This window comes from Sinomonas mesophila, assembly GCF_001999765.1.
GTDB lineage: Bacteria > Actinomycetota > Actinomycetes > Actinomycetales > Micrococcaceae > Sinomonas > Sinomonas mesophila.
In genome coordinates this window covers 49,599-73,095 of sequence record NZ_KV908324.1, presented here as the reverse complement: position 1 = coordinate 73,095, position 23,497 = coordinate 49,599, and the positions used below count along the sequence as shown (strand labels likewise).

The 23,497-nt window shown below is 71.3% G+C and carries 20 protein-coding genes and 2 tRNA genes; 14 read left to right on the top strand and 8 right to left on the bottom strand.

What is annotated here, in order from left to right; genetic code table 11:
* Positions 1-17: 17 nt before the first annotated feature.
* Entirely contained in the window at positions 18-1,415 is a 1,398-nt protein-coding gene (locus BV907_RS04170) for a glucose-1-phosphate adenylyltransferase (protein ID WP_245827803.1), read from the bottom strand.
* 169 nt (positions 1,416-1,584) lie between these two features.
* On the opposite strand from BV907_RS04170, the gene glgA reads away from it, so the two are divergent.
* On the top strand, positions 1,585-2,778 hold the full coding sequence (glgA, locus tag BV907_RS04165; RefSeq protein WP_077488655.1) for a glycogen synthase: 1,194 nt from the start codon (positions 1,585-1,587) through the stop codon (positions 2,776-2,778).
* Positions 2,779-2,899: 121 nt separating this feature from the next.
* On the opposite strand, the gene BV907_RS04160 is transcribed toward glgA, so the two are convergent.
* From BV907_RS04160 to BV907_RS04150, 3 genes are all read right to left on the bottom strand, one after another.
* Complete coding sequence (locus tag BV907_RS04160) at positions 2,900-3,343, bottom strand: Hsp20/alpha crystallin family protein (protein WP_139346599.1); 444 nt, start codon at positions 3,341-3,343, stop codon at positions 2,900-2,902.
* Positions 3,344-3,474: 131 nt separating this feature from the next.
* Entirely contained in the window at positions 3,475-5,613 is a 2,139-nt protein-coding gene (locus BV907_RS04155) for an acyl-CoA dehydrogenase family protein (protein ID WP_077488474.1), read from the bottom strand.
* Entirely contained in the window at positions 5,610-6,359 is a 750-nt protein-coding gene (locus BV907_RS04150) for a TetR/AcrR family transcriptional regulator (protein WP_077488473.1), read from the bottom strand. Before BV907_RS04150 ends, BV907_RS04155 begins: the two co-directional genes overlap by 4 nt.
* A 66-nt stretch (positions 6,360-6,425) precedes the next feature.
* Between BV907_RS04150 and BV907_RS04145 the strand changes: the two genes are divergently transcribed.
* From BV907_RS04145 to BV907_RS04125, 5 genes are all read left to right on the top strand, one after another.
* Entirely contained in the window at positions 6,426-7,748 is a 1,323-nt protein-coding gene (locus BV907_RS04145; RefSeq protein WP_077488472.1) for an acetyl-CoA C-acetyltransferase, read from the top strand.
* A 9-nt stretch (positions 7,749-7,757) separates the two neighbouring features.
* Positions 7,758-9,182, top strand: a complete 1,425-nt coding sequence (locus tag BV907_RS04140) for a 3-oxoacyl-ACP reductase (protein WP_077488471.1) — start codon at positions 7,758-7,760, stop codon at positions 9,180-9,182.
* Positions 9,179-10,096 carry a MaoC family dehydratase gene (locus BV907_RS04135; RefSeq protein WP_139346598.1) on the top strand — a complete coding sequence of 306 codons (918 nt, stop codon included), beginning with the start codon at positions 9,179-9,181 and terminating at the stop codon, positions 10,094-10,096. Before BV907_RS04140 ends, BV907_RS04135 begins: the two co-directional genes overlap by 4 nt.
* A 1,318-nt stretch (positions 10,097-11,414) precedes the next feature.
* Complete coding sequence (locus BV907_RS04130; RefSeq protein WP_245827791.1) at positions 11,415-12,956, top strand: HNH endonuclease; 1,542 nt, start codon at positions 11,415-11,417, stop codon at positions 12,954-12,956.
* 49 nt (positions 12,957-13,005) lie between these two features.
* Entirely contained in the window at positions 13,006-13,791 is a 786-nt protein-coding gene (locus BV907_RS04125) for a ZIP family metal transporter (RefSeq protein WP_077488470.1), read from the top strand.
* Between the two features lie 104 nt (positions 13,792-13,895).
* On the opposite strand, the gene BV907_RS04120 is transcribed toward BV907_RS04125, so the two are convergent.
* Positions 13,896-13,979, bottom strand: a tRNA-Leu gene (locus tag BV907_RS04120).
* Positions 13,980-14,101: 122 nt separating this feature from the next.
* Here BV907_RS04120 and BV907_RS04115 point away from each other — a divergent pair.
* Positions 14,102-14,905, top strand: coding sequence for a hypothetical protein (locus tag BV907_RS04115; protein WP_139346597.1), 804 nt, complete (start codon positions 14,102-14,104; stop codon positions 14,903-14,905).
* A 38-nt stretch (positions 14,906-14,943) separates the two neighbouring features.
* Here the strand turns inward: BV907_RS04115 and BV907_RS04110 are convergent.
* Positions 14,944-15,030: transfer RNA gene (locus tag BV907_RS04110), tRNA-Leu, on the bottom strand.
* Positions 15,031-15,180: 150 nt separating this feature from the next.
* Here BV907_RS04110 and BV907_RS04105 point away from each other — a divergent pair.
* A complete protein-coding gene (locus BV907_RS04105; RefSeq protein WP_077488468.1) occupies positions 15,181-16,503 on the top strand; it encodes a M20/M25/M40 family metallo-hydrolase in 1,323 nt (440 codons plus the stop codon).
* Between the two features lie 17 nt (positions 16,504-16,520).
* Positions 16,521-17,675, top strand: a complete 1,155-nt coding sequence (locus tag BV907_RS04100; RefSeq protein ID WP_077488652.1) for an acyl-CoA dehydrogenase family protein — start codon at positions 16,521-16,523, stop codon at positions 17,673-17,675.
* 17 nt (positions 17,676-17,692) lie between these two features.
* On the opposite strand, the gene BV907_RS04095 is transcribed toward BV907_RS04100, so the two are convergent.
* Complete coding sequence (locus tag BV907_RS04095) at positions 17,693-17,926, bottom strand: DUF5703 family protein (RefSeq protein WP_077488467.1); 234 nt, start codon at positions 17,924-17,926, stop codon at positions 17,693-17,695.
* A gap of 118 nt (positions 17,927-18,044) precedes the next feature.
* On the opposite strand from BV907_RS04095, the gene BV907_RS04090 reads away from it, so the two are divergent.
* The 3 genes from BV907_RS04090 to mshC are packed head-to-tail and all read left to right on the top strand — an operon-like array spanning position 18,045 to position 20,504.
* A complete protein-coding gene (locus tag BV907_RS04090) occupies positions 18,045-18,341 on the top strand; it encodes a hypothetical protein (protein ID WP_077488466.1) in 297 nt (98 codons plus the stop codon).
* 36 nt (positions 18,342-18,377) lie between these two features.
* On the top strand, positions 18,378-19,217 hold the full coding sequence (locus tag BV907_RS04085; RefSeq protein ID WP_077488651.1) for an undecaprenyl-diphosphate phosphatase: 840 nt from the start codon (positions 18,378-18,380) through the stop codon (positions 19,215-19,217).
* Positions 19,218-19,226: 9 nt separating this feature from the next.
* A complete protein-coding gene (gene mshC, locus BV907_RS04080) occupies positions 19,227-20,504 on the top strand; it encodes a cysteine--1-D-myo-inosityl 2-amino-2-deoxy-alpha-D-glucopyranoside ligase (RefSeq protein WP_077488465.1) in 1,278 nt (425 codons plus the stop codon).
* 46 nt (positions 20,505-20,550) lie between these two features.
* Here the strand turns inward: mshC and BV907_RS04075 are convergent, their stop codons facing one another.
* On the bottom strand, positions 20,551-21,453 hold the full coding sequence (locus BV907_RS04075) for a PAC2 family protein (RefSeq protein ID WP_077488464.1): 903 nt from the start codon (positions 21,451-21,453) through the stop codon (positions 20,551-20,553).
* A 140-nt stretch (positions 21,454-21,593) separates the two neighbouring features.
* Here BV907_RS04075 and BV907_RS04070 point away from each other — a divergent pair, with 140 nt between their 5' ends.
* Positions 21,594-22,355 (top strand): HAD family hydrolase, encoded by a 762-nt coding sequence (locus tag BV907_RS04070; RefSeq protein WP_077488463.1) that lies wholly within the window; start codon positions 21,594-21,596, stop codon positions 22,353-22,355.
* A complete protein-coding gene (locus tag BV907_RS04065) occupies positions 22,352-23,494 on the top strand; it encodes a site-2 protease family protein (RefSeq protein WP_077488462.1) in 1,143 nt (380 codons plus the stop codon). The genes BV907_RS04070 and BV907_RS04065 overlap by 4 nt, the downstream gene beginning before the upstream one ends.
* Positions 23,495-23,497 lie beyond the last annotated feature (3 nt).

The following is a 23,497-nucleotide window of genomic DNA, read 5'->3' as shown; positions in this document are numbered from 1 at the left end:
CGGGCCCCCGCGCCCGGCTAACCCTTGGCGGGGGAGCTGACGGACGACGGCGCGTGCCCGCCGGCGCCCTTCGGCGCGCCCGCGGCGGCCCCGCCGGAGTAGCCCGATGCGGCGGCCGCGTGCACCTCCTGGATCCGCTCGACGACCTCGGGGAGCTCGGCGGCGACGTCCTCGAGGGCGGCCGGGACCTTCGAGGACCACGCGGCGGCCAGCCGGCGCTCGTCCTCGTCAGGTTCCGGGACGATCTGGCCCTTGGACAGCACCGTGATCCCGGAGGCCGTGACCTCGAACCCGCGCAGACGGTCGAGCTTCGCGTCGACGCCCACGGTCGCGCCCGCGGGGATAGTGACGTTCTTGTCGACGATCGCCCGGTTCACGACGGCCCCGGCACCGATCTGGACGCTGTCCATGATCACCGAATCCACGACGCGGGCTGCGGCGTCGACGCGCACGTCGTGCGAGAGGACCGAGCCCTCAACGATCCCGCCCGAGATGACGACCCCGCTCGCCACGATCGAATCGAGCGCCGTCCCCACGGTGCCGCCCTCGCCGCGGACGAACTTCGCCGGCGGGGACACGCTCTGGCGAGTGAAGATCGGCCACTCCGAGTTGTACAGGTTGAAGACCGGCAACGGGGAGATGAGGTCCATGTGGGCGTCGTAGAACGAGTCGAGCGTCCCCACGTCCCGCCAGTACGTGCGGTCGCGCTCCGTGGAGCCCGGGATCTCGTTCTTCGTGAAGTCGTACACGCCCGCCTCGCCGCGCTCGACGAAGTACGGGATGATGTCCCCGCCCATGTCGTGCTTCGTGTCGAGCCGCTCGGCGTCGCGCTTGAGGGCCTCGACGAGGGCGTCGGCGTCGAAGACGTAGTTGCCCATCGAGGCGAGGAACGAGTCCGGGTCGTCCGGCAGGCCGGGCGTGGTCGCGGGCTTCTCGACGAACGCGGCGATCTTGCCGGGGTCGGTCGCGTCGGTCTCGATGACGCCGAACTGGTTGGCCATGTTCAGCGGCTGCCGGACAGCGGCCACGCTGGCCTTCGCGCCCGACGCAATGTGGGCCTCGACCATCTGGTCGAAGTCCATGCGGTACACGTGGTCGGCACCGACGACGACGACGATGTCCGGCTGGTCGTCGTGGATGAGGTTGAGCGACTGGTAGATCGCGTTCGCACTGCCCAGGAACCAGCTCTTGCCCACGCGCTGCTGCGCGGGGACGGAGGCGACGTAGTTCTGCAGAAGGGTCGAGAGGCGCCATGTCTCGGAGATATGGCGGTCGAGGCTGTGCGATTTGTACTGGGTGAGCACAACGATGCGGCGGTAGCCCGAGTTGACCAGATTCGACAACGCAAAGTCGATGAGCCGGTACCCGCCGGCAAACGGTACCGCGGGCTTGGCCCTGTCGGCCGTGAGCGGCATGAGTCGCTTGCCCTCGCCACCCGCCAGGACGATCGCCAATACTTTCCTAGGCGCCACTGCGCAACCCCCGTATTCCTTCGTTCCGGCATGTCTGTGGGCCGCGCTCCGGCCGTGGACCGTGGCCACCTTCACACTAGAACACGATCTCCGCACCGACTACGTTGAGACCGTGCGTATCGACATTGTGACCAAGGAATTCCCGCCGGAGATCTACGGCGGCGCAGGTGTGCATGTGGCAGAGCTGAGCAGGGTCCTGGCCCGCGAGGTCGATCTGCACGTCCATGCCTTCGGCGCGCCGCGGGAGCCGGAGGTCGACGGCGCCTCCGTCGCGTCGTACCAGGTGCCCGATCACCTCGCGGGGGCCAACGCGGCGCTGCAGACGCTCGGCGTCGACCTCGGCATCGTCCCGGATGTCGCCGGCGCCGATCTCGTGCACTCCCACACGTGGTACGCGAACATGGCAGGGCACATCGCGAAGCTCCTTCACGGCATCCCGCACGTCCTCAGCGCCCACAGCCTCGAGCCGCTGCGCCCGTGGAAGGCCGAGCAGCTCGGCGGCGGCTACCGCCTGTCCTCATGGGTGGAGAAGACGGCATACGAGGCCGCGGACGCGATCATCGCCGTCTCGAACGGCATGCGGGAGGACATCCTGCGCTGCTACCCGGACGTGGACCCGGCGAAAGTCCGAGTGGTCCACAACGGCATCGACGTCTCCCGGTGGGGTCGCGACGAGGGCACCGAGCACCTGCGCGCGCTCGGCATCGACCCCGAGAAGCCCTCGGTGGTCTTCGTGGGCCGCAACACCCGCCAGAAGGGCGTTCCGTACCTCCTGCGCGCCGCCGCGAAGCTGCCGGCCGACGTCCAGCTCGTCCTGTGCCTCGGCGCCGCCGACACGCCGGAGCTCGCCGCCGAAACCGCTGAGCTCATCGACGCGCTGCGTGCCGAGCGCGAGGGCATCGTCCTCATCGAGCGCATGCTCCCGCGCGCCGAGCTCATTCAGGTCCTCTCGCACGCGACCGCTTTCGCGTGCCCCAGCATCTATGAGCCCCTCGGCATCGTGAACCTCGAGGCCATGGCCTGCGGCGCGGCGGTCGTCGCGACGGCGACGGGCGGGATCCCCGAGGTGGTCGACCACGGCACGACCGGACTCCTCGTCCCGATCGAGCAGGTCAGCGACGGCACGGGCACCCCGCTGGACCCGGAGAAGTTCGTCACGGACTTCGCCGCCGCCCTCACCGAGGTCGTCTTGGACCCGGATCGGGCCCGGAAGATGGGCGAGGCCGGCCGCGCCCGCGCCGAGGAGCACTTCTCGTGGGAGAGCATCGCGGCCACGACCCTCGAGGTCTACAAGAGCGTCCTGTAGCGCCGTTCCAGCACGGCCGTGCTGGAACACGTGTGCTGGAACGGCTGTGCCAGAAGCACGACGGCGGCGACGCACGCCCGGCGGGTGCGTCGCCGTCGTCGTCCCCGGCTCCTCCTGCCGGTCAGCCGCGGTTGACGGTGACCTTGGTCGGCCCTGGCCCCGCCTCGGGCGCGATCGGTACCCGGACCTCGAGGACGCCGTCGCGGTAGGAGGCGGTGACATCGTCGCCGCGCACGCCCCGAGGCAGGTCCACGGTGCGCGAGAACGAGCCGTAGCGGAATTCGCTGCGATACCCGTCTCTGACGCTGTCCTCGGTGCTCTCTCGGCGCTCCGCCTTGATGCTGAGGACGCCCTCCTGGACGGTCACGTCGACGTCCTTCTCGGGGTCGATGCCGGGGACCTCGACCCGCACGACGAGCGTCTCACCGTCGCGGAATTCCTCGACCCGCAGCCATCCGGTCTCCCAGTCGCCCTCGACGAACCGCCGGAACGGCTCCGGGATCCCGAACCGCCTCAGGTGCTCCGGCATGTCCCACTGGCCCCTGCGGCCCCATCCTTCGCCCATCGGATCCTCCTGACGCGGGCCCGGCCCGGGCGGCCGGGTCCTGCCCTCAGGCTAGACCCGGCCGCGCGGGGTGGGGAAGCAGGCGGTCGGAGGCCCGCCATCCCGGGCGCGGCCCATCCGGCACGGCCGTGCTAGGCCCGGTCCGGGAGCCGCTTCTCGGGCACGGGAGCCTGGCCCGAGTCCCGCAGGGCGTGGTAGTGCTCGGCCGCCTCGGCCTGCCGCTCGGCCTCGGCGCCGCTCGCGATCGCGACCCGGATGTGCTCCGGACCGTAGCCGAAGGCGTCGACCAGGTCCCTCGCGTGCGGGCGGAGCTTCACGAGCAGGCGGTTGATGTACTCGCCCACGGTCCGCCCGCGCTGCATGCTGAGCCGGCCGTTCATGAGGTACCACGCGAGGTGCTTCTCGACGAGGGTCAGCCCGAAGAGGTCCCTCAGCCACGTGAGAACCTGCCGGGTTCCGGCGTCCTCGACAGTGTCGAGGGCCTCGGTGAAGGCCTCCCACTGGAGCAGCTCGCCATGGGCCCGTGCGGCCTCGATGAGCTCGTCCTGGTGCGCGTTGAACCGCGCCGCGGCCTCGGCCCTGGGCAGGCGGTCGGCGCCGTGGAGGGACTGGGCTGCCTGCGCGACCATGGTCTGGACGCGGTCGGCCAGCAGCAGGCGCTGCGTGTCGGGGTCGCGCAGGGCAAGCGCGGAGCGCTGGGCCCGGCCCGAGTCGGCGATGAACTGGGCGACCGTGCCGAGCCCTGTCCGATAGGCCATGCCGCGGGCCTGGCCAAGGGCGAACTTCGCGAGCGCGCCGACGCTGAGGCCGCGGAACTCCTTCGCGTAGTCGTTCAGGAGGCGTTTGGCCACGAGCTGGAGCAGGACATTGTTGTCCCCCTCGAACGTCACGTACACGTCGAGGTCCGCGCGGAGCGATGCGAAGCGGTTCTCGATGAGGAACCCCGCGCCGCCGCAGGCCTCGCGGCACTCCTGGAGCGTATCGAGCGCGTGCCAGGTCGAGAGCGGCTTGAGCGCGGCGGCGAGCGTCTCGAGGTCCTGCCGGTCCTCGTCCGCGGCCTGTGCGCCGGAGAACACCTCGTCCAGCTTGGCGAGGAGCTGCTCATGGGCGAAGGACATCGCATAGGTCCCCGCAAGGAGCGGCAGGAGCCGCCGTTGGTGGCGCTGATAGTCCAGGAGCACCTCCTCGTTCTCGTCCGACGAGGCGTTGAACTGGCGCCGCTCGGTCGCGTAGCCCAGGGCTGCGGCGAGGCCGACCTTCGAGGCGGCGACCGCGGCGCCGTCGAGCGAGACGCGGCCCTGGACGAGCGTCCCCAGCATCGTGAAGAACCGGCGCCCTGGGCTCGCGATGGGCGAGGAGTAGGTGCCGTCCTCGGCGACGCCGCCGTACCGGTTGAGCAGGTTGGTGCGGGGGACCAGGACGTGGTCGAAGTGGAGGCGCCCGTTGTCGATCCCGTTGAGCCCGCCCTTCACGCCGTCGTCCTCGCCGCCCACTCCCGGCAGGAACTCGTGCGTCTCCGGGTCCCGCAGCGGGACGTAGAACGCGTGGACGCCATGGCCCATGCCGCGCGTGATGAGCTGGGCGAACACGACGGCGGCCACGCCGTCCTTCGCTGCATTGCCGATGTAGTCCTTCCACGCGGCGCGGAACGGCGTGTGGAGGACGAACTCGCGCGCATCCGGATCGTAGGTGGCCGTCGTGCCAATGCTCGCGACGTCGGAGCCATGCCCGGTCTCGGTCATGGCGAAGCACCCGGGGACCGCGAGCTCCATGATCCCGGGCAGCCAGCGGCGGTGGTGCTCCTCGGTGCCGAGGTGCAGGACGGCCGAGCCGAACAGGCCCCACTGCACCCCGGCCTTGATCTGCAGCGAGGGGTCCGCTGTGACGAGCTCCTCGAAGCCCGCGATGTTGGCTCCGTGGTCGTCCTCGCCGCCGAGCTCGCGGGGGAAGGCGCGCTGGACCGCCCGGTGGTCCACGAGGTACTTGAGCTGGCCGCGCACGCGCTCGCGGTGCTCCGTGTGCGTCATGCCCTCGACCTTGTGCAGCTCGGGATGCCCGGCGAGCTCGCGGGCCGTCCGGCGGGTCTCGGCCCAGCGGCCGAGCAGCAGCTCGCCGAGCGCAGCCACGTCCACCGATGGCGACTCGGCGGTGTCCGCGACGTCTGGGATCTCGGCGGCGGTGCTCTCCGCGACGGCGGGGACCTCGGTGGTGTCGGGAGCTTCGACGGCGGTGTCCGCGACGGCGGTGCTTTCGGGGGCGATCGGGGTCATGGGTGCTCCTTAGCTGCGGGAAGCGGGGCGCGGACGACGGCGAGGCCCGCCTGGGCGGCGATGCCGCCGTAGAGCCAGTCGGCGATGAGGCTGGCCATGTCGTCGAGGGATGGCTTGTCGGGCGAGGGGGGCGTGGTGAGCCAGCGCTCGCCGGCGGAGCGTACGAGGCCGATGGCCGCGCAGGGCCAGTAGTCGAGCGTGGCCTGCGAACCGGGGTCGAGGTGCCGCCGCATGGGGGACTCGATCATGGCCCCGACGGCATCGAAGAAGGACCCGAACGCAGCCCCGGCCACGCTCCCGCCGGCCGGATCCGCCGCCGCGCCCCCCGGGCCACGCGTGACGAACTCGTACACGTTCGGCGAGCGCGCCGCCATGGCCAGGTACGCGTGGACCATCGAGCGCAGCCCGTCGTACGGGGACGGGGCGGCCGCGGCGGCCTCCGCGATGCGCTCCTGCATCTGGGCCAGGACGAGCTCGCCCATGGCCGCCGCGAGGCCGGCCTTGTCCCGGAAGTACCGGTAGAAGACCGACTTCGAGGTGCTCGCCGCGGAGGCGATGTCCTCCATGGGAACGTCAGGCCCGAGGCGGTGGACAGCGCGGCGTGCGGCGCGGATGAGCTCGGAGCGCCGCTCCTCGCGGTGGCTCGCCCACCGGGTGGCGCGCCCGTCGGCAGGCGGCCCGAGAGTGGAAGCCGGCGCGGCGCCGTCGTCTTTGGCCCCGTCGTCCGCTGGTGTGGGGTAGTTCACGATACCCAGCGTATCAGGTACGCTTGGTATCGGTAATTCAGGCCATTGGACCCCCGGAGGAGCGCCATGCCCATCACCCAGCCCGCGCCCGTGCGCAAGGCAGTCGTCGTCGGCGGCAACCGCATCCCGTTCGCCCGCGCCAACGGCGCCTATACCGAGACATCGAACCTGGACATGCTCACGGCCGCGCTCGACGGGCTCGTGGCCCGCTTCGGCCTCGCCGACGAGCGGATCGGCGAGGTCGCCGCCGGCGCCGTGCTCAAGCACTCGCGGGACTTCAACCTCACCCGCGAGGCGGTGCTGGGTTCCGCGCTGAGCCCCGAGACGCCCGCCTACGACGTCCAGCAGGCCTGCGCGACCGGCCTCGAGACGGTCCTCTCGCTCTCTGACAAGATCAAGCTCGGCCGGATCGACTCGGCCATCGCCGGCGGCGTCGACACGACCTCGGACGCGCCGATCGTCGTGAGCGAGGGCCTGCGCCGCGCCGTCCTCGAGCTCTCCCGCGCGAAGACCGTCCAGCAGAAGCTCAAGGCGTTGTCCCGCATCCGCCCCAAGGACCTCACGCCCGTCGCGCCCGGCACCGCGGAGCCGCGCACCGGCCTGTCCATGGGCGAGCACCAGGCGCTGACCACCAAGCAGTGGGGCATCACGCGGGAGGCCCAGGACGAGCTCGCCCTCGCCTCGCACCGCAACCTCGCCGCCGCCTACGAGCGCGGCTTCTTCGATGACCTCCTGACCCCGTACCGCGGCCTCACGAGGGACCAGAACCTCCGTCCCGACACGACGCCCGAGAGGATGGCCTCGCTCAAGCCCGTCTTCGGCAGGCACCTCGGCGCCGAGGCGTCCATGACGGCGGGCAACTCCACGCCGCTCACCGACGGCGCCTCCGCCGTCCTCCTCGCCTCCGAGGACTGGGCGGCCGAGCGCGACCTGCCCGTCCTCGCCGAGATCGTGGATGGCGAGGCCGCCGCGGTGGACTTCGTCCACGGCAAGGACGGTCTGCTCATGGCGCCCGTGTTCGCCGTGCCGCGCATGCTCGCGCGGCTCGGACTCACGCTTGAGGATTTCGACTACTTCGAGATCCACGAGGCCTTCGCGGGCACCGTCCTCGCTGCGCTCGCGGCCTGGGAGGACGAGGACTTCTGCCGCGAGCGCCTCGGCCTCGACGGCGCGTTCGGCAAGGTGGACAGGGCCAAGCTCAACGTCAACGGCTCCTCGCTCGCCGCGGGCCACCCCTTCGCCGCGACCGGCGGGCGCATCGCGGCGACGCTCGCGAAGCAGCTCCACGAGCGCACCCGGGCCGGCGACCTCGGCCGGCCGGCGCGCGGGCTCGTCTCCGTGTGCGCCGCGGGCGGCATGGGCGTCGTCGCGGTCCTCGAGGGACGCTGAGGCGGGACCATGGCAGCGGACAAGTACACGCAGTTCGTCTCCCGCGGCTGGGGCCGCGACCTCGCCAAGCGGCTCGGCCTCCCGCAGCCCGTGGAGCTGCGCCGGCACGTCCCCGATGCCCCGCTCGTGCCCGGACCCGTCCTGCTCGTCGGGACGGGGGAAGGCGCCGACGCGGTCGAGACCGCCCTCAAGGGCTGGGACGTCGAAGTGCGGCGGGACGCGGGCACCGGAAGGGCAGTCCCGAGCGCCGCGCAGACCGCAGCGCACGACGGCGGGAAGGCACCGTCGTCGTCCGGCCCGCCGGAACGACGCGAGCGGCTCGGGGCGATCGTCCTCGCCCTCGACGGCATCGGCGCCCCCGAGGGCCTCTCGGCCCCCTTCCTCGCCGCCGGGGCGGCGCTGCGCTCGCTGGCCCCGGGCGGGCGGGTCGTGACGCTCTCCCGCCGGTCCTCGACGGCGGACGAGCCCGCCGTCGCCGCCGCCCGTAGCAGCGTCGAGGGGGCGCTGCGCTCGCTGGCCCGGGAGCTGCGCAGCGGCGCGACCGGCAACGGGATCCTCCTTGCGGAGGGCGTGCCCGCCGATGCGCCGAGCGCCCTCGGGGCGCTGCGCTTCCTGCTCTCGGGCCGCTCCGCCTTCGTCGACGGTCAGTTCCTCACGGTCGGCACGGCCAAGGGGGAGGTGCCCGCCGACCCGGAGAGGCCCCTCGCCGGGAAGGTGGCCGTCGTGACCGGGGCGGCCCGCGGCATCGGCGCCGAGATCGCGCGCACGCTCGCCCGCGACGGGGCCAAGGTCGTCGCCGTAGACGTTCCGGCCGCCGGCGACGCCCTCGCGAAGGTCGCGAACGACGTCCGCGGGACCGCGCTCCAGCTGGACATCACCACCCCCGATGCGGGGGAGCGGATCCTCGACCACGCCCTCCATCGGCACGGAGGGCTCGACATCGTGGTGCACAACGCCGGCATCACGCGGGACAAGCTCCTGGCCAACATGGACGCGGCCCGGTGGGATGCGGTCATCGCCGTGAACATCGCGGCGCAGCTGCGGATCAACGAGGCGCTCCTGGCCTCGGACCGGTTCCGCGACGGCGCCCGGATCGTCTCGGTCGCCTCGACCTCGGGGATCGCGGGCAACCGCGGGCAGACCAACTACGCAGCGTCCAAGGCCGGCGTCATGGGCATGGTGCGCTCGACGGCTGCGCGGCTCGCCGCGACGGGCGGGACCGTGAACGCCGTCGCCCCCGGGTTCATCGAGACGGACATGACGGCGCGGATCCCGTTCGCGATGCGGGAGGTGGGGCGGCGGATCAACTCGCTCCAGCAGGGCGGCCAGCCCGTAGACGTCGCCGAGGCGATCGCGTTCCTCGCCTCCGACGCCGCGGGCGGGATCTCCGGGAACGTGCTGCGGGTATGCGGCCAATACTGGATGGGGCAGTGATGCGGGAAGAGACAGTCGAGCTCCCCGAACTGCCGTCCCTGTCCAAGCTCTACGTCACGGCCGCCGCCGAGGCCGCCCGCCTGCTCATCTCGAGGCGCGACGGCGGGCGGCGGCTGCCCGACGCGAGGCACCACGTCGCCGTCGTGCGTCCCGACCTGGCCAGGCTCACCGCCTACCAGCACCTGCTCGGGGAGCCCGCGCGCGACGTCGTGCCGGCCGGGTACCTGCACGCGCTCGCCTTCCCCGTGGCGATGAGCGTCATGGCGCGCGAGGACTTCCCGCTGCCGCTGCTGGGGATGGTGCACCTACGGAACCGGGTCGAGTATCGCGATCCGGTCGCGTACGACGACGCGCTGGACATCACGGCGTGGGCCGAGAACCTCGCGGCGCACCGCGCCGGGACTCAGGTCGAGGTCGTCGCGGAGATCGCCGGGGGAGGGGGGCCCGTGTGGCGCGGCGTCTCGTCGTACCTGGCCAAGGGCGCGTTCCTGCCGGGGATCGACAAACCCGGGGCCAACGGCGCCGGCGCGCAGCGCGAGGAGTTCCGACCGCCCCTGCCGACGGCCCTGTGGCGCCTCGGGGTGGACATCGGGCGCGAGTACGCAGGCGTGTCGGGCGACTTCAATCCGATCCACCTCTCGGTGCTCTCGGCGAGGGCGCTCGGCCTCAAGCGCTCGATCGCGCACGGCATGTACACCGCCTCCCGCGCGCTCGCGGAGGTCGGGGCGCAGAAGGGCGACTCCTTCGTGTGGGACGTGTCCTTCGAGGCGCCGGTGTTCCTGCCTGCCATGGTCTCCGTCAACATCGCGGACGCGGTGGACGCCGACGGGGCGTGGGAGCGGAGCGATTTCGTGGGCTGGAACGCGACGGCGGGGCGGCGGCACTTCGTGGGGAGCGTCGCGCGGCTAAGCTAACCAAGTTCAGATTCGTCACGGACGATCAGATGTGCGGTCCACGCCAGCTTCCCGTGGGTTCGGCAATTCCGGAGGGGTTCCCTGCCCGAAACTGTGGGTACACCGACCCGCACTGAGCCCGTTGAGGCCTTGGGTTCACGTAGCAGGTCCCTGAGAGTCGTCAGCCCAGCCGCATCCGGTGCGCTCCTTCGTCAGCACGTCTTCACGGGCGGCGGCAAGAGGGAACGCGAAATCCTTCTGAAATCGGGTACACGATTCCGCTGATCCAAGTAGTCACCTGATCTGCCCAATGGCGTCCGTTTCGCGATCTCTGGTTCCCCTTGGACATTGACCATAGGCTCCGTCCCTTGGGCTGTTCATTGGGGGAACCGTGAAGCTGACTCTTCGTCGTGTGTGGAAGGCAGCCAGTGTTGCCTTGACGGCGGTTGTCGCCGCGTGCCTGGGGCCGGTCGCCCTGATCGACCTGGCGATCGGGTGATTCTCATGGCTCCGGCTACGCTTTTTGGCCTCGCGGTACTAGCAGGAGGGCTCCTTGTGCTGGCAACTGCAAGCCTGATAGTAAGAATCCCCCCAGCTTTGTCTTTCGCCCTCCTCGGGACCCAGAAAAATCTAGGCGACGAAACCGGGCGATCCTTCGGGGAATGGCCGTCTTATGGATCATCGCCGGAATAACCTTCAGTGGCATCGGGCTCATCTCTCGGGTCAACCAATGAGGTGGATCCCTATCGCATTCCTTGTTATTGCCGGAAGTGCGCTCATCATCTTCAGAAGAGATATGAAAAATTTGCAGTGGAATTTATGCAACCAATTCCCGTCGCACGTCATTGGTCGGCGATGCTCGGACGTTTGGCGCGCATAAGCGCAATCCTATTCGGATGCATTTTTATTATTCTTCTGGGAATTGTTATGAGCATCGGCTGGCTGTGGCCATGGTAACTTGAATGGCCGGTGCCGAGGTGGCACTGCGGGCCTGGGATCCGGTCCGGGGCGATGATAGTGCCCCGGACGTTGTGTCATGGTTGTCCTCACGGCCTTCTGCCGGTTCTCCAGCAGGTGCGGATTCGTGGTCTCCGGCCAAGTGGGGCGGCGGTGGTCGAGCTATCGGGCCACGTCGTCGCGGACCGGAAGCCGAGGAGGGCCGCGATCACTGCGCGGTTTGCGGAGTGGGGCTACGGCCAGTAGGCCGTTTCGAGCGGGGCGGCGTCGTTCACGTGGGGAATGGGCGGCGGTGTCCCTTCGGCCGGGACCACGGAAGCACTAGCTCCACTTGTCCTCCACAGGCTAGGAGATCAACCGAAGGCGCGGTAAAATCGAAGATATGTTCGAACGGCCGGCTGGCGAGTGCCTCGGAGGCGGCGAGGGGGACGCGGACTCCTCGCCGCTCGAGCACGTCATGGCCGCCATTGCGGCCCGCGCTTCGGGCTGGCGTGAAGCCCTCGGGCCGGAACCAGGAGTCACGTCGGCCAGGATCGATGCGTGGGCGCTCGCCCTCGCCGATCATCTCGAGCCTCACGATGCTGTCGGAGGCGCCGCTGGTCCCGACGCTCTTGATGAGGATGAGCTCATCGAGCGCATAGCAGCCGCCGAACGGCTCAAGGCCGCAGCCTCGGCGCGCCAGGCGATGGATTCCGTCCGCCTCGCCCTCCTCGTGGGAGTGCGGCGTGCCGCCGACGCTGCCCTGAGCGGCGCCGAGGAGAACGTGGGCCGGCAGCCAGACCCGTCGTTGGATGTCGCTGCACGCATTGCCCTGGCGAGGCAGGAGTCGCCGGCCAAGGGCGGGCAGCTGCTCGGACTCGCCCAGGCCCTGGTGAAGGAGATGCCCCATACCCTCAACGCGCTCGCCGGCGGGCGGATCAACGAGTGGCGGGCCACCCTGGTCGTGCGCGAGACGGCCTGCCTGAGTGTCGAGGACCGCGTGCGGGTCGATGAGGCGCTCGTGCCCGTCTATGCCCGCGAGGGCGTGGGAGACCGGCAGCTCGCGGCGGAGGCGAAGAAGACCGCCCAGCGGCTCGATCCCGCCGCGGCGGCCAACCGGGCCCGCCGGGCGGTCAGCGAACGGCGCGTGAGCGTCCGCCCCGCTCCGGATTCCATGGCCTACCTGACGTGCCTCCTGCCGGCGGCGCATGCCATCGCGGCCCATAAGGCGCTCGTTGAGCACGCGGACGGTCTCCGTTCTGCGGGCCCCGCGGACGACGCCGGGCGGTCGCCCGGCGCTGTCGGCGCGGCAGGCGCAAGCGCGAGGACCCGCGACCAGATCATGGCCGACACGCTCGTGGAGCGGCTGACGGGCCAGGCGAAGGCGTCAGACGTGCGCCTCGAGGTGCAGCTCCTCATGACGGACGCTGCACTTCTCAGCGGTTCGTCCGAGCCGGCAGAGCTGCCCGGCTACGGCGTGATCCCGGCGCAGGTCGCGCGGGACCTCGTCGCCGGGTCTGAGCAGGAAGCCTCTTTGCGACGCCTTTATGCAGCGCCCTCTACCGGAACGCTTGTTGCGATGGAATCCCGGGCTCGGATCTTCCCCGAGGGGCTCAAGCGACTCATCGCCGCCCGTGACCGCACCTGCCGCAACCCATGGTGCGATGCGCCCCTGCGCCAATTCGACCACGTCGTCCCGGCCGCCCGGAGAGGGCCGACTGCCGAGGGCAACGGTCAAGGGCTGTGCGAGCGGTGCAACCAGACCAAGGAAGCCCCGGGATGGTCGGAGGCGACGGTCCCCGCGACGCGGCACACGGTCGAGGTGAGGACGCCGACTGGAGAGACGTATCGCTCCACCGCACCCCCGCTGCCTGGGACGAGAGAGATCCTGTATCACCGGGTCGACTTCGACGGGGGCGAGTACGTGTTCCAGACCGTGGCCTGACGGAAGTTTCGCCTTCCGGCCGGCCTGTCCCCGGGCAATACTGGGCCGCATGTGGACCTCGCTGCTGTTCGGCGCCGTGGCCTCCAGTGCCCTGATCATCGGGGCGCTCATCGGTGTCCGGTTCGAGCTGCCCAAGCGCCTCCTCGCCATCCTCCTGTCCTTCGCTGCCGGCGCACTCATCACAGCTCTGGCCTTCGAGCTCTTCCAGGACTCCCATGAGCGCGGCGGCATCTGGCGGGCGGCTATCGGGCCCTTCGTCGGCGCCATCGTGTTCACGACCCTGAGTGCGCTCTTGGACCGGTGGGCGCAGCCGGGCACTGGCGTCCCGGCGGACGAATTCCGGGGCAGCGCAAAGCTCGACACCAACGCCGCCGCGGAGCTGCTCCCGGCGTCGCCATCGTCCACGCGTGGCGCGGCGGGTCTGGCCCTGCTGGCCGCCGTGACGCTCGACGGCGTGCCAGAGAACGTCGCGCTCGGCGTCTCGCTCGGGGAGGGCACGGGCGGCCTCGCGCTCCTTGCCGCGATCTTCGTCTCGAACCTTCCCGAGGCGCTCGTAGGGGCCGCGTCGATGAAGGAGCGCATGTCCTCTCCGGCGATCATCTGGCTCTGGGCGGCCTGCGGGGTGCTGCTGGTCGCCGCCGTCGTCCTCGGCGCGGGACCCCTGTCCACGTCCGGGCCCGAGACCATCTCCCTGCCGCTCGCCTTCGCGGCCGGGGCTGTGATCGCCTCCCTCGCGGACACACTCATGCCGGAGGCGTATGAGCACGGTGGCCCCGCCGTCGCCCTCAGCACCGCGGCGGGTTTCGTCGTCTCCTACACGCTGTCGCTGGCCTGAGACGCGGGCGCCCCGGGGATGTCAGTAGGCCCGGGCAACGCACGAGGCCCCCAGAGAACGCAGAAGGCCCGGGAATCCGTGGATTCCCGGGCCTTCTGGGATTGTGCGCGGAGGGGGACTTGAACCCCCACGCCCTATTCGGGCACTAGCACCTCAAGCTAGCGCGTCTGCCATTCCGCCACCCGCGCAGGCGGCCATCGGACGAGGATCAGCACGCTTTTCCTCCTCGGCGGCGATATAGAACAATACACCATCCCCGGCGGTGCTGGTGTCCATCGACCCCGGGAGTGCGCATAGGTAGCCTTTCCGCATGGCTCGCATGCCGGCCGAGGCGCAGCGCGCCGCAAAGCCCTCTCGGGCGGCCCGGCTGCTCGCATGGCTGTTCGCCGCCACGAGTGCCATCGTCTTCTTCGGGATCGTGGATCTCGCGACGCTGCCCGGCTGGACCGATCCCGCCTACGAGTGGCAGGTTCCGCTCGATGCGAGCTGGGGAAGCCTGTTCACCTTTGTCATCGCGGCGGCCTACGCCTCCATCGCTCGTCGACCGGGCAGCCCGTGGCCGGCCATCGTGCAGCTCGGTGTTGCCGCTGTCGCCCTCGGCATCAGCGCAGCGCTGGGCCAGGATGCACGACCAGTGTGGGTCGGGCTCGGTGTCGCCGGGACGGCGGCGCTCCTCACCTGGCTGACCAAGGCCGTTTCAGAACCCTTTCCCAGGACCACTTCGCTGGACTGGCCCCTTGGTGCTCTCGCCCTCCTGGGACTCCCGCTGTGGCTCGGCTTTGCCCTCGACGCCCTGGAGAAGTCGCGTCTCGTTGCTGACGACGACGCCAGGGCAGTGAACACGCTGGGGATGGACCACTGGCCGTTCCAGGCTGCGCTTGGCCTCATCCTGCCGGTCTGCGCTCTCCTCATGTGCGTCTGGCCTCCTGCACGGCCGCTCCTGCGGGTGAGCCTGAGCCTCTCAGCGGCCTACGTCGGTGTGGCTGTCCTTGCCTTCCCGGACCGCGCCGGGGCCATGCCGCATTACCTCTGGGGCGTCGCCATGGTCTTCTGGGGGACCCTGCTCGCGTTGTCGGGCGCCCGGGCGGAGTCGCCACGCGGCGGGGACAGCTGAAAGCACGGAAGCCCCGATCCGAAGACCGGGGCTTCCCGTGGTGCGCGGAGGGGGACTTGAACCCCCACGCCCTATTCGGGCACTAGCACCTCAAGCTAGCGCGTCTGCCATTCCGCCACCCGCGCAGGCGGCCTCCCGGAGCATCAACAACCGTGTGTTTCCCTCCCGGGCAGCGAGTAAGACTCTACACGATCCGGCGCCGAAGCAGAAATCGCGCGGCGCCCCGGGGGGTAGGCAGGACTAGGCTGGGGGGAGCCGAGCCTAGAGGAGGATCCATGTCCGTCAGCCCCGCCGCGAGCCACGTTCCCGCCGAGGATGAGGTCGTCGGCATCTGCCGGGACCTGATCCGCTTCGACACCTCGAACTACGGCGACGGCACGGGGCCCGGCGAGCGCGCGGCCGCCGAGTACACGGCGGGCCTCCTGGCCGAGGTCGGCCTCGTCCCCGAGATCTTCGAGTCCGCGCCCGGCCGCGCCTCCGTCGTCGCGCGCATCCAGGGCACGGATCCCAGCGCGGGCGCGCTCGTCGTCCACGGGCACCTCGACGTCGTGCCCGCCCAGAAGGAGGACTGGAGCGTGGACCCGTTCGCCGCCGAGCTGCGCGACGGGCTCATCTGGGGGCGCGGTGCCGTGGACATGAAGGACATGGACGCCATGATCCTCTCCGTCGTCCGGGAGATGCAGCGCACGGGAACCCGCCCGCGCCGGGACCTCGTCGTCGCGATGTTCGCCGACGAGGAGGCCGGCGGCGCCTACGGCGCGCGCTGGGCCGTGGACAACCGCCCCGAGCTGTTCGAGGGGGCGACGGAGGCCATCAGCGAGGTGGGCGGCTTCTCCGCCGAGATCGGGGGCAAGCGCGCGTACCTCCTCCAGACCGCTGAGAAGGGCCTCCAGTGGCTGCGCCTCACCGCGACGGGCCGGGCCGGGCACGGCTCCCAGACCAATCCGGACAATGCGGTGACGACTCTGGCCCGCGCGGTCGCGAACATCGGCTCGCATGAGTGGCCCATCGAGCTCACCGACACGACGCGGCGCTTCCTCGACGGCGTGACCGAGCTGACCGGCGTCGAGTTCGATCCGGTCAACCCGGACATCCTGCTCAAGGAGCTCGGCACCCTGGCCCGGTTCGTCGGCGCGACGCTGCAGAACACGTCCAACCCGACCATGCTCCGGGCAGGGTACAAGGAGAACGTCATCCCCGGCGCCGCCGAGGCCCGCGTGGACGTGCGCACCCTGCCCGGCCAGGACGAGCTCGTCCTCGCCAAGCTCAGGGAGCTCGCGGGCGACGGCGTGCAGTTCAGCTACGTGCACCGCGACGTCTCGCTCGAGACCCCGTTCGCCGGCTCTCTGGTGGACGCGATGGTCGCAGCGCTCGACGCCGAGGACCCCGGCGCGACGGTGCTGCCCTACACGCTCTCGGGCGGCACGGACAACAAGTCCCTGAACCGGCTTGGCATCACCGGCTATGGCTTCGCCCCGCTCCAGCTGCCCGCCGAGCTCGACTTCGCCGGCATGTTCCACGGCGTCGACGAGCGCGTCCCCGCCGAGTCGCTCCGCTTCGGCGCCCGCGTGCTGCGCCGCCTCCTCACCAGCTACTGAGGCGCCGCCTCGTGCCCGTGGATCCTGACGCCGTCCTGACCGAGGAGCTCCTGGCCGGGATCCGCTCGCGCGCCGCCGGCTACGACGAAGGCAACGAGTTCCCGCACGAGGACTTCGGCGCCCTCGCCGAGGCCGGCTACCTCAAGGCGTTCGTCCCCGTGTCCGCGGGCGGGCTGGGAGCCGGCCTGTCCGACGTCGTGAGCCTCCAGCGGCGGCTCGCCGCGGCCGCGCCGGCCACCGCCCTCGCGGTCAACATGCATCTCGTCTGGACCGGCGCCGCGAAGGTGCTCGCGGACCGCGGCGACGCCGCACTCGGCGCCGTCCTCGAGGAGGCCGCCGCGGGCGAGGTGTTCGCGTTCGGCGTCTCCGAGGCCGGCAACGACGCGGTCCTCTTCGACTCGGTCACCGACGCGGCGCCCGACGGCGACGGCGGCTACCGCTTCACCGGCACCAAGGTCTTCACCTCGCTCGCCCCGGTCTGGACCCGCCTCGGAACGTTCGGCAAGGACTCCTCCGGGGATGAGCCGCGGCTCGTGTGGGGATTCCTCCGACGGGACGAGCCGGGCTGGCGGCACCTCGACGACTGGGACACGCTCGGCATGCGCGCGAGCCAGTCCCGCACGACGATCCTCGAGGGCGCGCATGTCCCCGCCGAGCGGATCGTGCGCACGCTCCCGGTCGGCCCGAGCCCGGACCTGCTCGTCTTCGGCATCTTCGCCGTCTTCGAGACGCTCCTGGCCGCCGTCTACACGGGCATCGCCGAGCGGGCGCTCGAGCTGGCCGTCGAGGCCGCGCACCGCAGGCGCTCCCACCGCAGCGGGGGGCGGCCCTACTCGCAGGATCCGGACATCCGCTGGCAGCTCGCCGAGGCGGCGATGGCGGTCGACGCCGTGCTGCCGCAGCTCGAGCGCGTCGCCGGGGACCTCGACGGCCTCGTGGACCGCGGGCAGGCCTGGTTCCGGGCGCTGAGCGGGCTCAAGCACCGGGTCGCCGAGACGGCCGTGGCGGTCGTCGGCACCGCGATGCGGGTGGGTGGGGGAGGAGCGTACTTTCGCGGGACCGAGCTCGAGCGCCTCTACCGGGACGTCCTCGCGGGCCTGTACCACCCCTCGGACCCCGAGTCCGCGCACACCACGGTCGCGAACGCCCTCCTCGGGCCGCTCGAGGGCTGAGGCCCGGCAGGTCCGGGCTACGCGGTCCGGGAGACGAGCATGACCTTGCGCCGCAGCCAGTACTGGCGCCCGCCGCCCATGTACAGCCGGGAGCGCTCAAGCTCCCAGCGCCCATACTCCGAGTGCTCGCGCACGCGCTGCCGCGCGTCCGCGAGCGAGTCCTTGGGGCCGACCGAGAGCACCAGGTACTCGTACTGGCGCGTGGCGTTGCCTCCGTCGACCGGGGCGGTGGTGAGGATCCGCTCCTTCATGGCCCTCGCTTCCTCGTGCTGCGTGACGCTGGCGCCGCGGGGCGGCGGCAGGGACGCCCTTCGCGAGCCGCCGTGGCTCCCTAGGCAGGCCCCACTGTTTCAGACTACCGTGGCCCCCATGAGCATTGATCCGCGCGTGGCCCTCGGTTCGCTGACAGCCGCACTCGAAGAGCACCTCATCGCCGCTGCCTCTCGGCGCTCCGACGAGGACCCGGCCGTCGAGGCCGCGTTCTTCGCCGTCGCCGATGCCTTCGAGTCCTACGCGGACGCGCTCTACGACGCCTATGGCGAGGATCTCCCGATCGACCTCGTGGACTCCGAGGACGAGGAGGACGAGGACGCAGACGACGAGGAGACGGACGAGGACGAGGCGGTCGACGGCGCGGCCAGCCAGGGTGCGGCTCGTCGCTCCTGAAAGGGCCCCGGGGGTTCGCCCACTAGAGTGGCGAGCGTGAATTTCCTCGAAGCCGCCTTCCTCGGGCTCATTCAGGGCCTGACGGAGTTCCTGCCCATCTCCTCGAGTGCCCACCTGCGCATCGTCGGGGAGTTCCTGCCCAACGCACAGGACCCGGGCGCGGCCTTCACGGCGATCACCCAGCTCGGCACCGAGACCGCCGTCATCATCTACTTCTGGCGTGACATCGTGCGCATCGTCGGCGCGTGGTTCGGCTCGCTCACGGGCCGGATCCCGCGCAATGACCACGACGCGCGGATGGGCTGGCTCGTGATCATCGGGAGCCTGCCGATCATCGTGCTCGGCCTGCTCTTCCAGGACCAGATCGAGACGGTCCTGAGGAGCCTCTGGATCACGGCCACGACCCTCATCGTGTTCGGAATCATCCTCGCCATCGCCGACGCCCTCGGCCGGCACGTGCGGACCCTCGACGGGCTCGGCACCCGCCACGGAATCCTCTACGGCTTCGCCCAGGCACTCGCCCTCATCCCCGGGGTCTCCCGCTCAGGCGGGACCATCACCGCGGGTCTCTTCATGGGCTACACGCGCGAGGCCGCGGCGAGGTACTCGTTCCTCCTCGCGATCCCCGCCGTGTTCGGCTCCGGCCTCTTCCAGCTTGCCAAGAGCCTGCGGGACGGCTTCGGCACGGGCCCGTACGGGCCCGCCGAGACAGCGCTGGCGACGGCGATCGCGTTCGTCGTCGGCTTCATCATCATCGGCTGGTTCATGCGCTACATCTCCTCGCGCTCGTACCGTCTGTTCGTCTGGTACCGGATCGGCCTCGGCGCACTCCTGTACGTGCTTCTCGGATTCGGGGTCATCTCCGCGGGCCACTAGTCTTGTGGGGTGAAGACCTGGAGGCAGACCCCCGTCCCGCAGTTGCCCGGAGCCAGCGGCTCCGTCCGGCTCTACGACTCCCGCCTGCGGGACATGGTCGAGATTCCCGCCGCCGCAGAGCGGTCGCTCTACGTGTGCGGCATCACGCCGTATGACGCGACGCACCTCGGGCACGCCTCCACCTACGTCGCCTTCGACCTGCTCAACCGCCTGTGGCGCGACGCCGGCAGCACCGTCACGTACGTGCAGAACACGACCGACGTCGACGATCCGCTGCTCGAGCGCGCGGACGCGACCGGCGTCGACTGGCGCACGCTCGCCCATGGGCAGATCGCGCTCTTCCAGACGGACATGGAGGCCCTGCGGGTCCTGGCACCCGACCACTACATCGGCGCCGTCGAGTCGATCCCCTGGATCGTCCCCGAGGTCGAGAAGCTCCTCGCCGACGGCCTCGCCTACACTCTGGGCGGCTCCGAGGGCGAGCCCGACGGCGACGTCTACTACGACGTGACCGAGGCGACCCGCCGCGCAGACTCCGACGATGCGTGGCGCCTGGGCCACGTCTCCCACCTGACCGTGGCGGAGATGATCGAGGTCTTCGGCGACCGTGGCGGCGACCCCGACAGGCCGGGCAAGCACAGCCCGCTCGACCCGATCCTGTGGCGCGAGGCGCGCCTCGGCGAGCCCCACTGGGACGGCGGGACCCTCGGACCCGGCCGCCCCGGCTGGCACATCGAGTGCACCGTCATCGCCCGCCGCTTCCTGCCCGCGCCCTTCACCGTCCAGGGCGGAGGCTCGGACCTCGCCTTCCCGCACCACGAGATGGGTGCCGGGCACGCCTGGAGCATGGACCACACGCCGCTGGCGAGGCACTTCGCCCACACGGGCATGGTGGGCCTCGACGGGGAGAAGATGAGCAAGTCCCGCGGGAACCTCGTGATCGTCTCGAAGCTGCGCGCCGCGGGCGTCGAGCCGGCGGCGATCCGCCTCGCCATCCTGGCCAACCACTACCGCTCCGACTGGGAGTGGACGCAGGAGCTCCTGGACGGCTCGGCCGCCCGGCTCGCCCGGTGGCGCGAGGCGCTCGCCCGCGCGGTCCCCGGGTCGGCCGAGCCGCTCCTGTCCGAGCTGCGCACCGCCCTCGCGGACGACCTCGACGCGCCGCGCGCCCTCGCCGCCGTGGACAAGTGGGCCGAGGACGCGGCAGCGGGGCGCGGGGAGAGCGCGCATGACGGCGCGTTGGCCGCCGACGCGGTCGACGCCCTGCTCGGCGTCGCGCTGCGCTAGCGACCTCGGGACTGGGCCGCCGCGCCAAGGGGAATGCCCCGCTCCCTCAGCCGCCCGCGCCGGGGGAGTCCTTGCCGCGGCGCTTGAGGTAGCGCTCGAACTCGCGGGCGATCGACTCGCCCGTGGCCTCGGGGAGGTCCGCCGTGTCCTTGGCCTCCTCGAGCTGGTGGATGTACGCGGCGATCTCCGGGTCCTCCGTCGCGAGCTCGTTGACGCCGCGTTCCCACGCCTCGGCGTCCTCCGCGAGGTCGTTCGTCTCGAGGGGAACCTGCAGGAGCTCCTCGATGCGGTGCAGCAGCGCAAGCTGTGCCTTGGGCGACGGCGCCTGCGCCACGTAGTGCGGGACGGCGGCCCAGAGCGAGACGGTCGGGGTGCCGTGGTGGTCGGCGGCGTCGGCGAACACCCCGACGATCCCCGTGGGTCCCTCGTACTGGCTCGACTCGAGCGCAAGCCGCTCGCGCAGCTCTTCGCTCTCGCTCGTGGCCGACACGGGGATGGGGCGCGAGTGCGGGACGTCCGCGAGCAGCGCGCCGATGACGACGAGGTAGTCCACCTCGAGGTCCTCGACGTATTCGATGAGCTCGTCCGTGAACGCGCGCCAGCGGTAGGAGGGCTCCGTGCCCTGGACGAGCACGAGGTCCACCGGGTGCCCCTCGAGGCGCGCCGTGGAGACCTTGGTGGTCGGCCACTTGATGCGGCGGCGCCCCGAGCCCGCGCGCCGGACCGTGGGCCGGGTGAACTGGAAGTCGTAGTAGTCGTCCGAGTCGATCATGCCGACCTTCTGGGCATCGAACTGGCGGCGGAGGAACCGCAGCGCGTCGCTCGCGGCCTCGCCGGCGTCGTTCCAGCCCTCGAACGCCGCGAGCATCACGGTGACCCGCTCGCCCTCGGGCGGCGGGGGGAACAGGCCCGGGTGCGGTGCCGGGGCGTCGGCGTCGAAGTCGTCCATCGGTCCAGACTAAGACGCCGCACGCCGCGTTGCATGGCCATCGGTCCGGTTCAGCGCCTGTTTCGCCCAGAGGGCAAAACGGCACGTGGCGGGATCCCGGCGTCCGGGGACGGCCCCTTGCCCACCGTAGACTGGTGCATATGCGCCTCCCCGCCGAAACCCCAGCCTCTGGTCCTGCCTCCGGCGGGCTTGCCCCGCTGCGCGCCGTCCTGTGGGACATGGACGGGACGCTCGTCGACACCGAGCCGTATTGGATCACCGCGGAGCACGAGCTCGTCGAGCGCTTCGGCGGCCAGTGGACGCATGACCAGGCCATGCGCCTCGTCGGGCAGGCCCTCGGCACGTCCGCGGGGATCCTCCAGGAAGCCGGCGTGCGCATGGAGGCCCGAGAGATCATCGACACCCTCACGGCCCGCGTCATCGAGCAGCTCGGGAGCGCCGTGCCGTGGCGGCCGGGGGCGCGCGAGATGCTCGACGCCCTCCGTGCCGAGGGCGTCGCGTGCGCGCTCGTGACGATGTCCGAGGCGCCCATGGTGCGGCGCATCCTTGCGCACCTGCCCGACGGGGCGTTCGCCGCCGTCATCACGGGCGACTCCGTGGTCCATGGCAAGCCTCACCCTGAGCCCTACCTGCGGGGCCTCGAGCTGCTCGCCGACCAGCTCGGGGGGCTCGATCCCGAGGAATGCGTCGCCGTCGAGGACTCCACCCCCGGCGCGACCTCCGCCGTCGCCGCCGGGTTGGCCACCGTCGTCGTGCCCAACGCCCTCGCGGTCCCCGTGCACCTCGGCGTCGAGCATTGGGAGACGCTCGAGGGGCGCGGCCCACAGGAACTCGCCGCGGCCCTGCGTCGCGGTGCCGCGGTCTCCGCGGTCGGGGGCTCGGCGGTCGGGGGTTCGGCGTGAGCGTGGAGCCCGGGGCGGAGGGCGGGCGCCGCGAAGGCATCCGCCTTGGCCGGATCGCAGGCGTGCCCGTCATCCTCGCCTACTCCTGGTTTCTCATCGCGGGCTTCACGGTGCTCGTGTACGGCCCGACCCTCCAGGCCCGTCAGCCGGGCCTCGGGATCGGGGCCTACTTCGTGGCGTTCGCCTACGCCGTGCTCCTGCTTGCCTCCGTCCTCGTCCACGAGCTCGCGCACGCGCTCACGGCGCGCGCGTTCGGCTGGCCGAGCCAGAAGATCGTCCTGAACCTGTGGGGCGGGCACACCCAATTCGAGTCGTACACCGCCTCGCCCGGCCGCTCCGTCGTCGTCGCCCTCGCGGGGCCAGCGGCCAACTTCGTCCTCGCGGCCGTCGGGTGGCTCGTCGTGACCACCGTCCACCTGACGGGGGTCGCGGACATCCTCGTGAACATCTTCATGTGGGCCAACTTCCTCATCGCCGTGTTCAACGTGCTGCCCGGCCTGCCGCTCGACGGCGGGCGCATCGTCGAGAGCGCCGTGTGGAAGGCCACCGGCTCGCAGGAGAAGGGCACGATCGCCGCGGGCTGGACCGGGCGCGGCATCGTCGTGTGCCTCGTCCTCTTCGGCGTCGTCATCCCCGCCGCCCAGGGCTCGCCGGTCGACCTGCCGTTCGCCATGGTCACGCTCCTCGTCGCGGTGTTCCTCTGGCAGGGGGCCTCGGCCGCGATCCGGCACGCCGGCTTCCGCACGCGGCTCCCGGGCGTCGTGGCGGGCAGGCTCGCGGTCCCCGCCGTCGGCATCCCCAACTACGCGACGGTCGAGCAGGCCGTGGCCGCGGGAGCCCAGGGCGGCGTCGCCGTCGTCCTCTGCGCACCCGATGGCAAGCCGCAGGGCGTCGTCGACCCCTCGGCCGTAGACCGGGTGCCGCCCGCCGCGCGCGGCACGACGCCGGTGACGGCCGTCGGCTATGCCCTCGCCCCCGGTGCGTACGTGCCCGACACGGCGGGCGGGCAGGAGCTCGTCCAGTACCTCGCCCAGCTGGCGGGCACGGAGTACGCCGTCGTGGACGCGGGCGGGCGCGTCGTCGGGCTCCTGAGCCAGCGCGACGTCGTGGCCGCGATCTCCGGGCGCCAGGCGCGCTAGCCT

Excerpts from the sequence above, each read along its gene's own strand:
- BV907_RS04170 (WP_245827803.1), bottom strand. The coding sequence starts at position 1,415 with ATGCCGCTCACGGCCGACAGGGCCAAGCCCGCGGTACCGTTTGCCGGC.
- BV907_RS04160 (WP_139346599.1), bottom strand. The coding sequence starts at position 3,343 with ATGGGCGAAGGATGGGGCCGCAGGGGCCAGTGGGACATGCCGGAGCAC.
- BV907_RS04155 (WP_077488474.1), bottom strand. The coding sequence starts at position 5,613 with ATGACCCCGATCGCCCCCGAAAGCACCGCCGTCGCGGACACCGCCGTC.
- BV907_RS04145 (WP_077488472.1), top strand. The coding sequence starts at position 6,426 with ATGCCCATCACCCAGCCCGCGCCCGTGCGCAAGGCAGTCGTCGTCGGC.
- BV907_RS04140 (WP_077488471.1), top strand. The coding sequence starts at position 7,758 with ATGGCAGCGGACAAGTACACGCAGTTCGTCTCCCGCGGCTGGGGCCGC.
- BV907_RS04130 (WP_245827791.1), top strand. The coding sequence starts at position 11,415 with ATGTTCGAACGGCCGGCTGGCGAGTGCCTCGGAGGCGGCGAGGGGGAC.
- BV907_RS04125 (WP_077488470.1), top strand. The coding sequence starts at position 13,006 with ATGTGGACCTCGCTGCTGTTCGGCGCCGTGGCCTCCAGTGCCCTGATC.
- BV907_RS04115 (WP_139346597.1), top strand. The coding sequence starts at position 14,102 with ATGGCTCGCATGCCGGCCGAGGCGCAGCGCGCCGCAAAGCCCTCTCGG.
- BV907_RS04105 (WP_077488468.1), top strand. The coding sequence starts at position 15,181 with ATGTCCGTCAGCCCCGCCGCGAGCCACGTTCCCGCCGAGGATGAGGTC.
- BV907_RS04095 (WP_077488467.1), bottom strand. The coding sequence starts at position 17,926 with ATGAAGGAGCGGATCCTCACCACCGCCCCGGTCGACGGAGGCAACGCC.
- BV907_RS04090 (WP_077488466.1), top strand. The coding sequence starts at position 18,045 with ATGAGCATTGATCCGCGCGTGGCCCTCGGTTCGCTGACAGCCGCACTC.
- BV907_RS04075 (WP_077488464.1), bottom strand. The coding sequence starts at position 21,453 with ATGGACGACTTCGACGCCGACGCCCCGGCACCGCACCCGGGCCTGTTC.
- BV907_RS04070 (WP_077488463.1), top strand. The coding sequence starts at position 21,594 with ATGCGCCTCCCCGCCGAAACCCCAGCCTCTGGTCCTGCCTCCGGCGGG.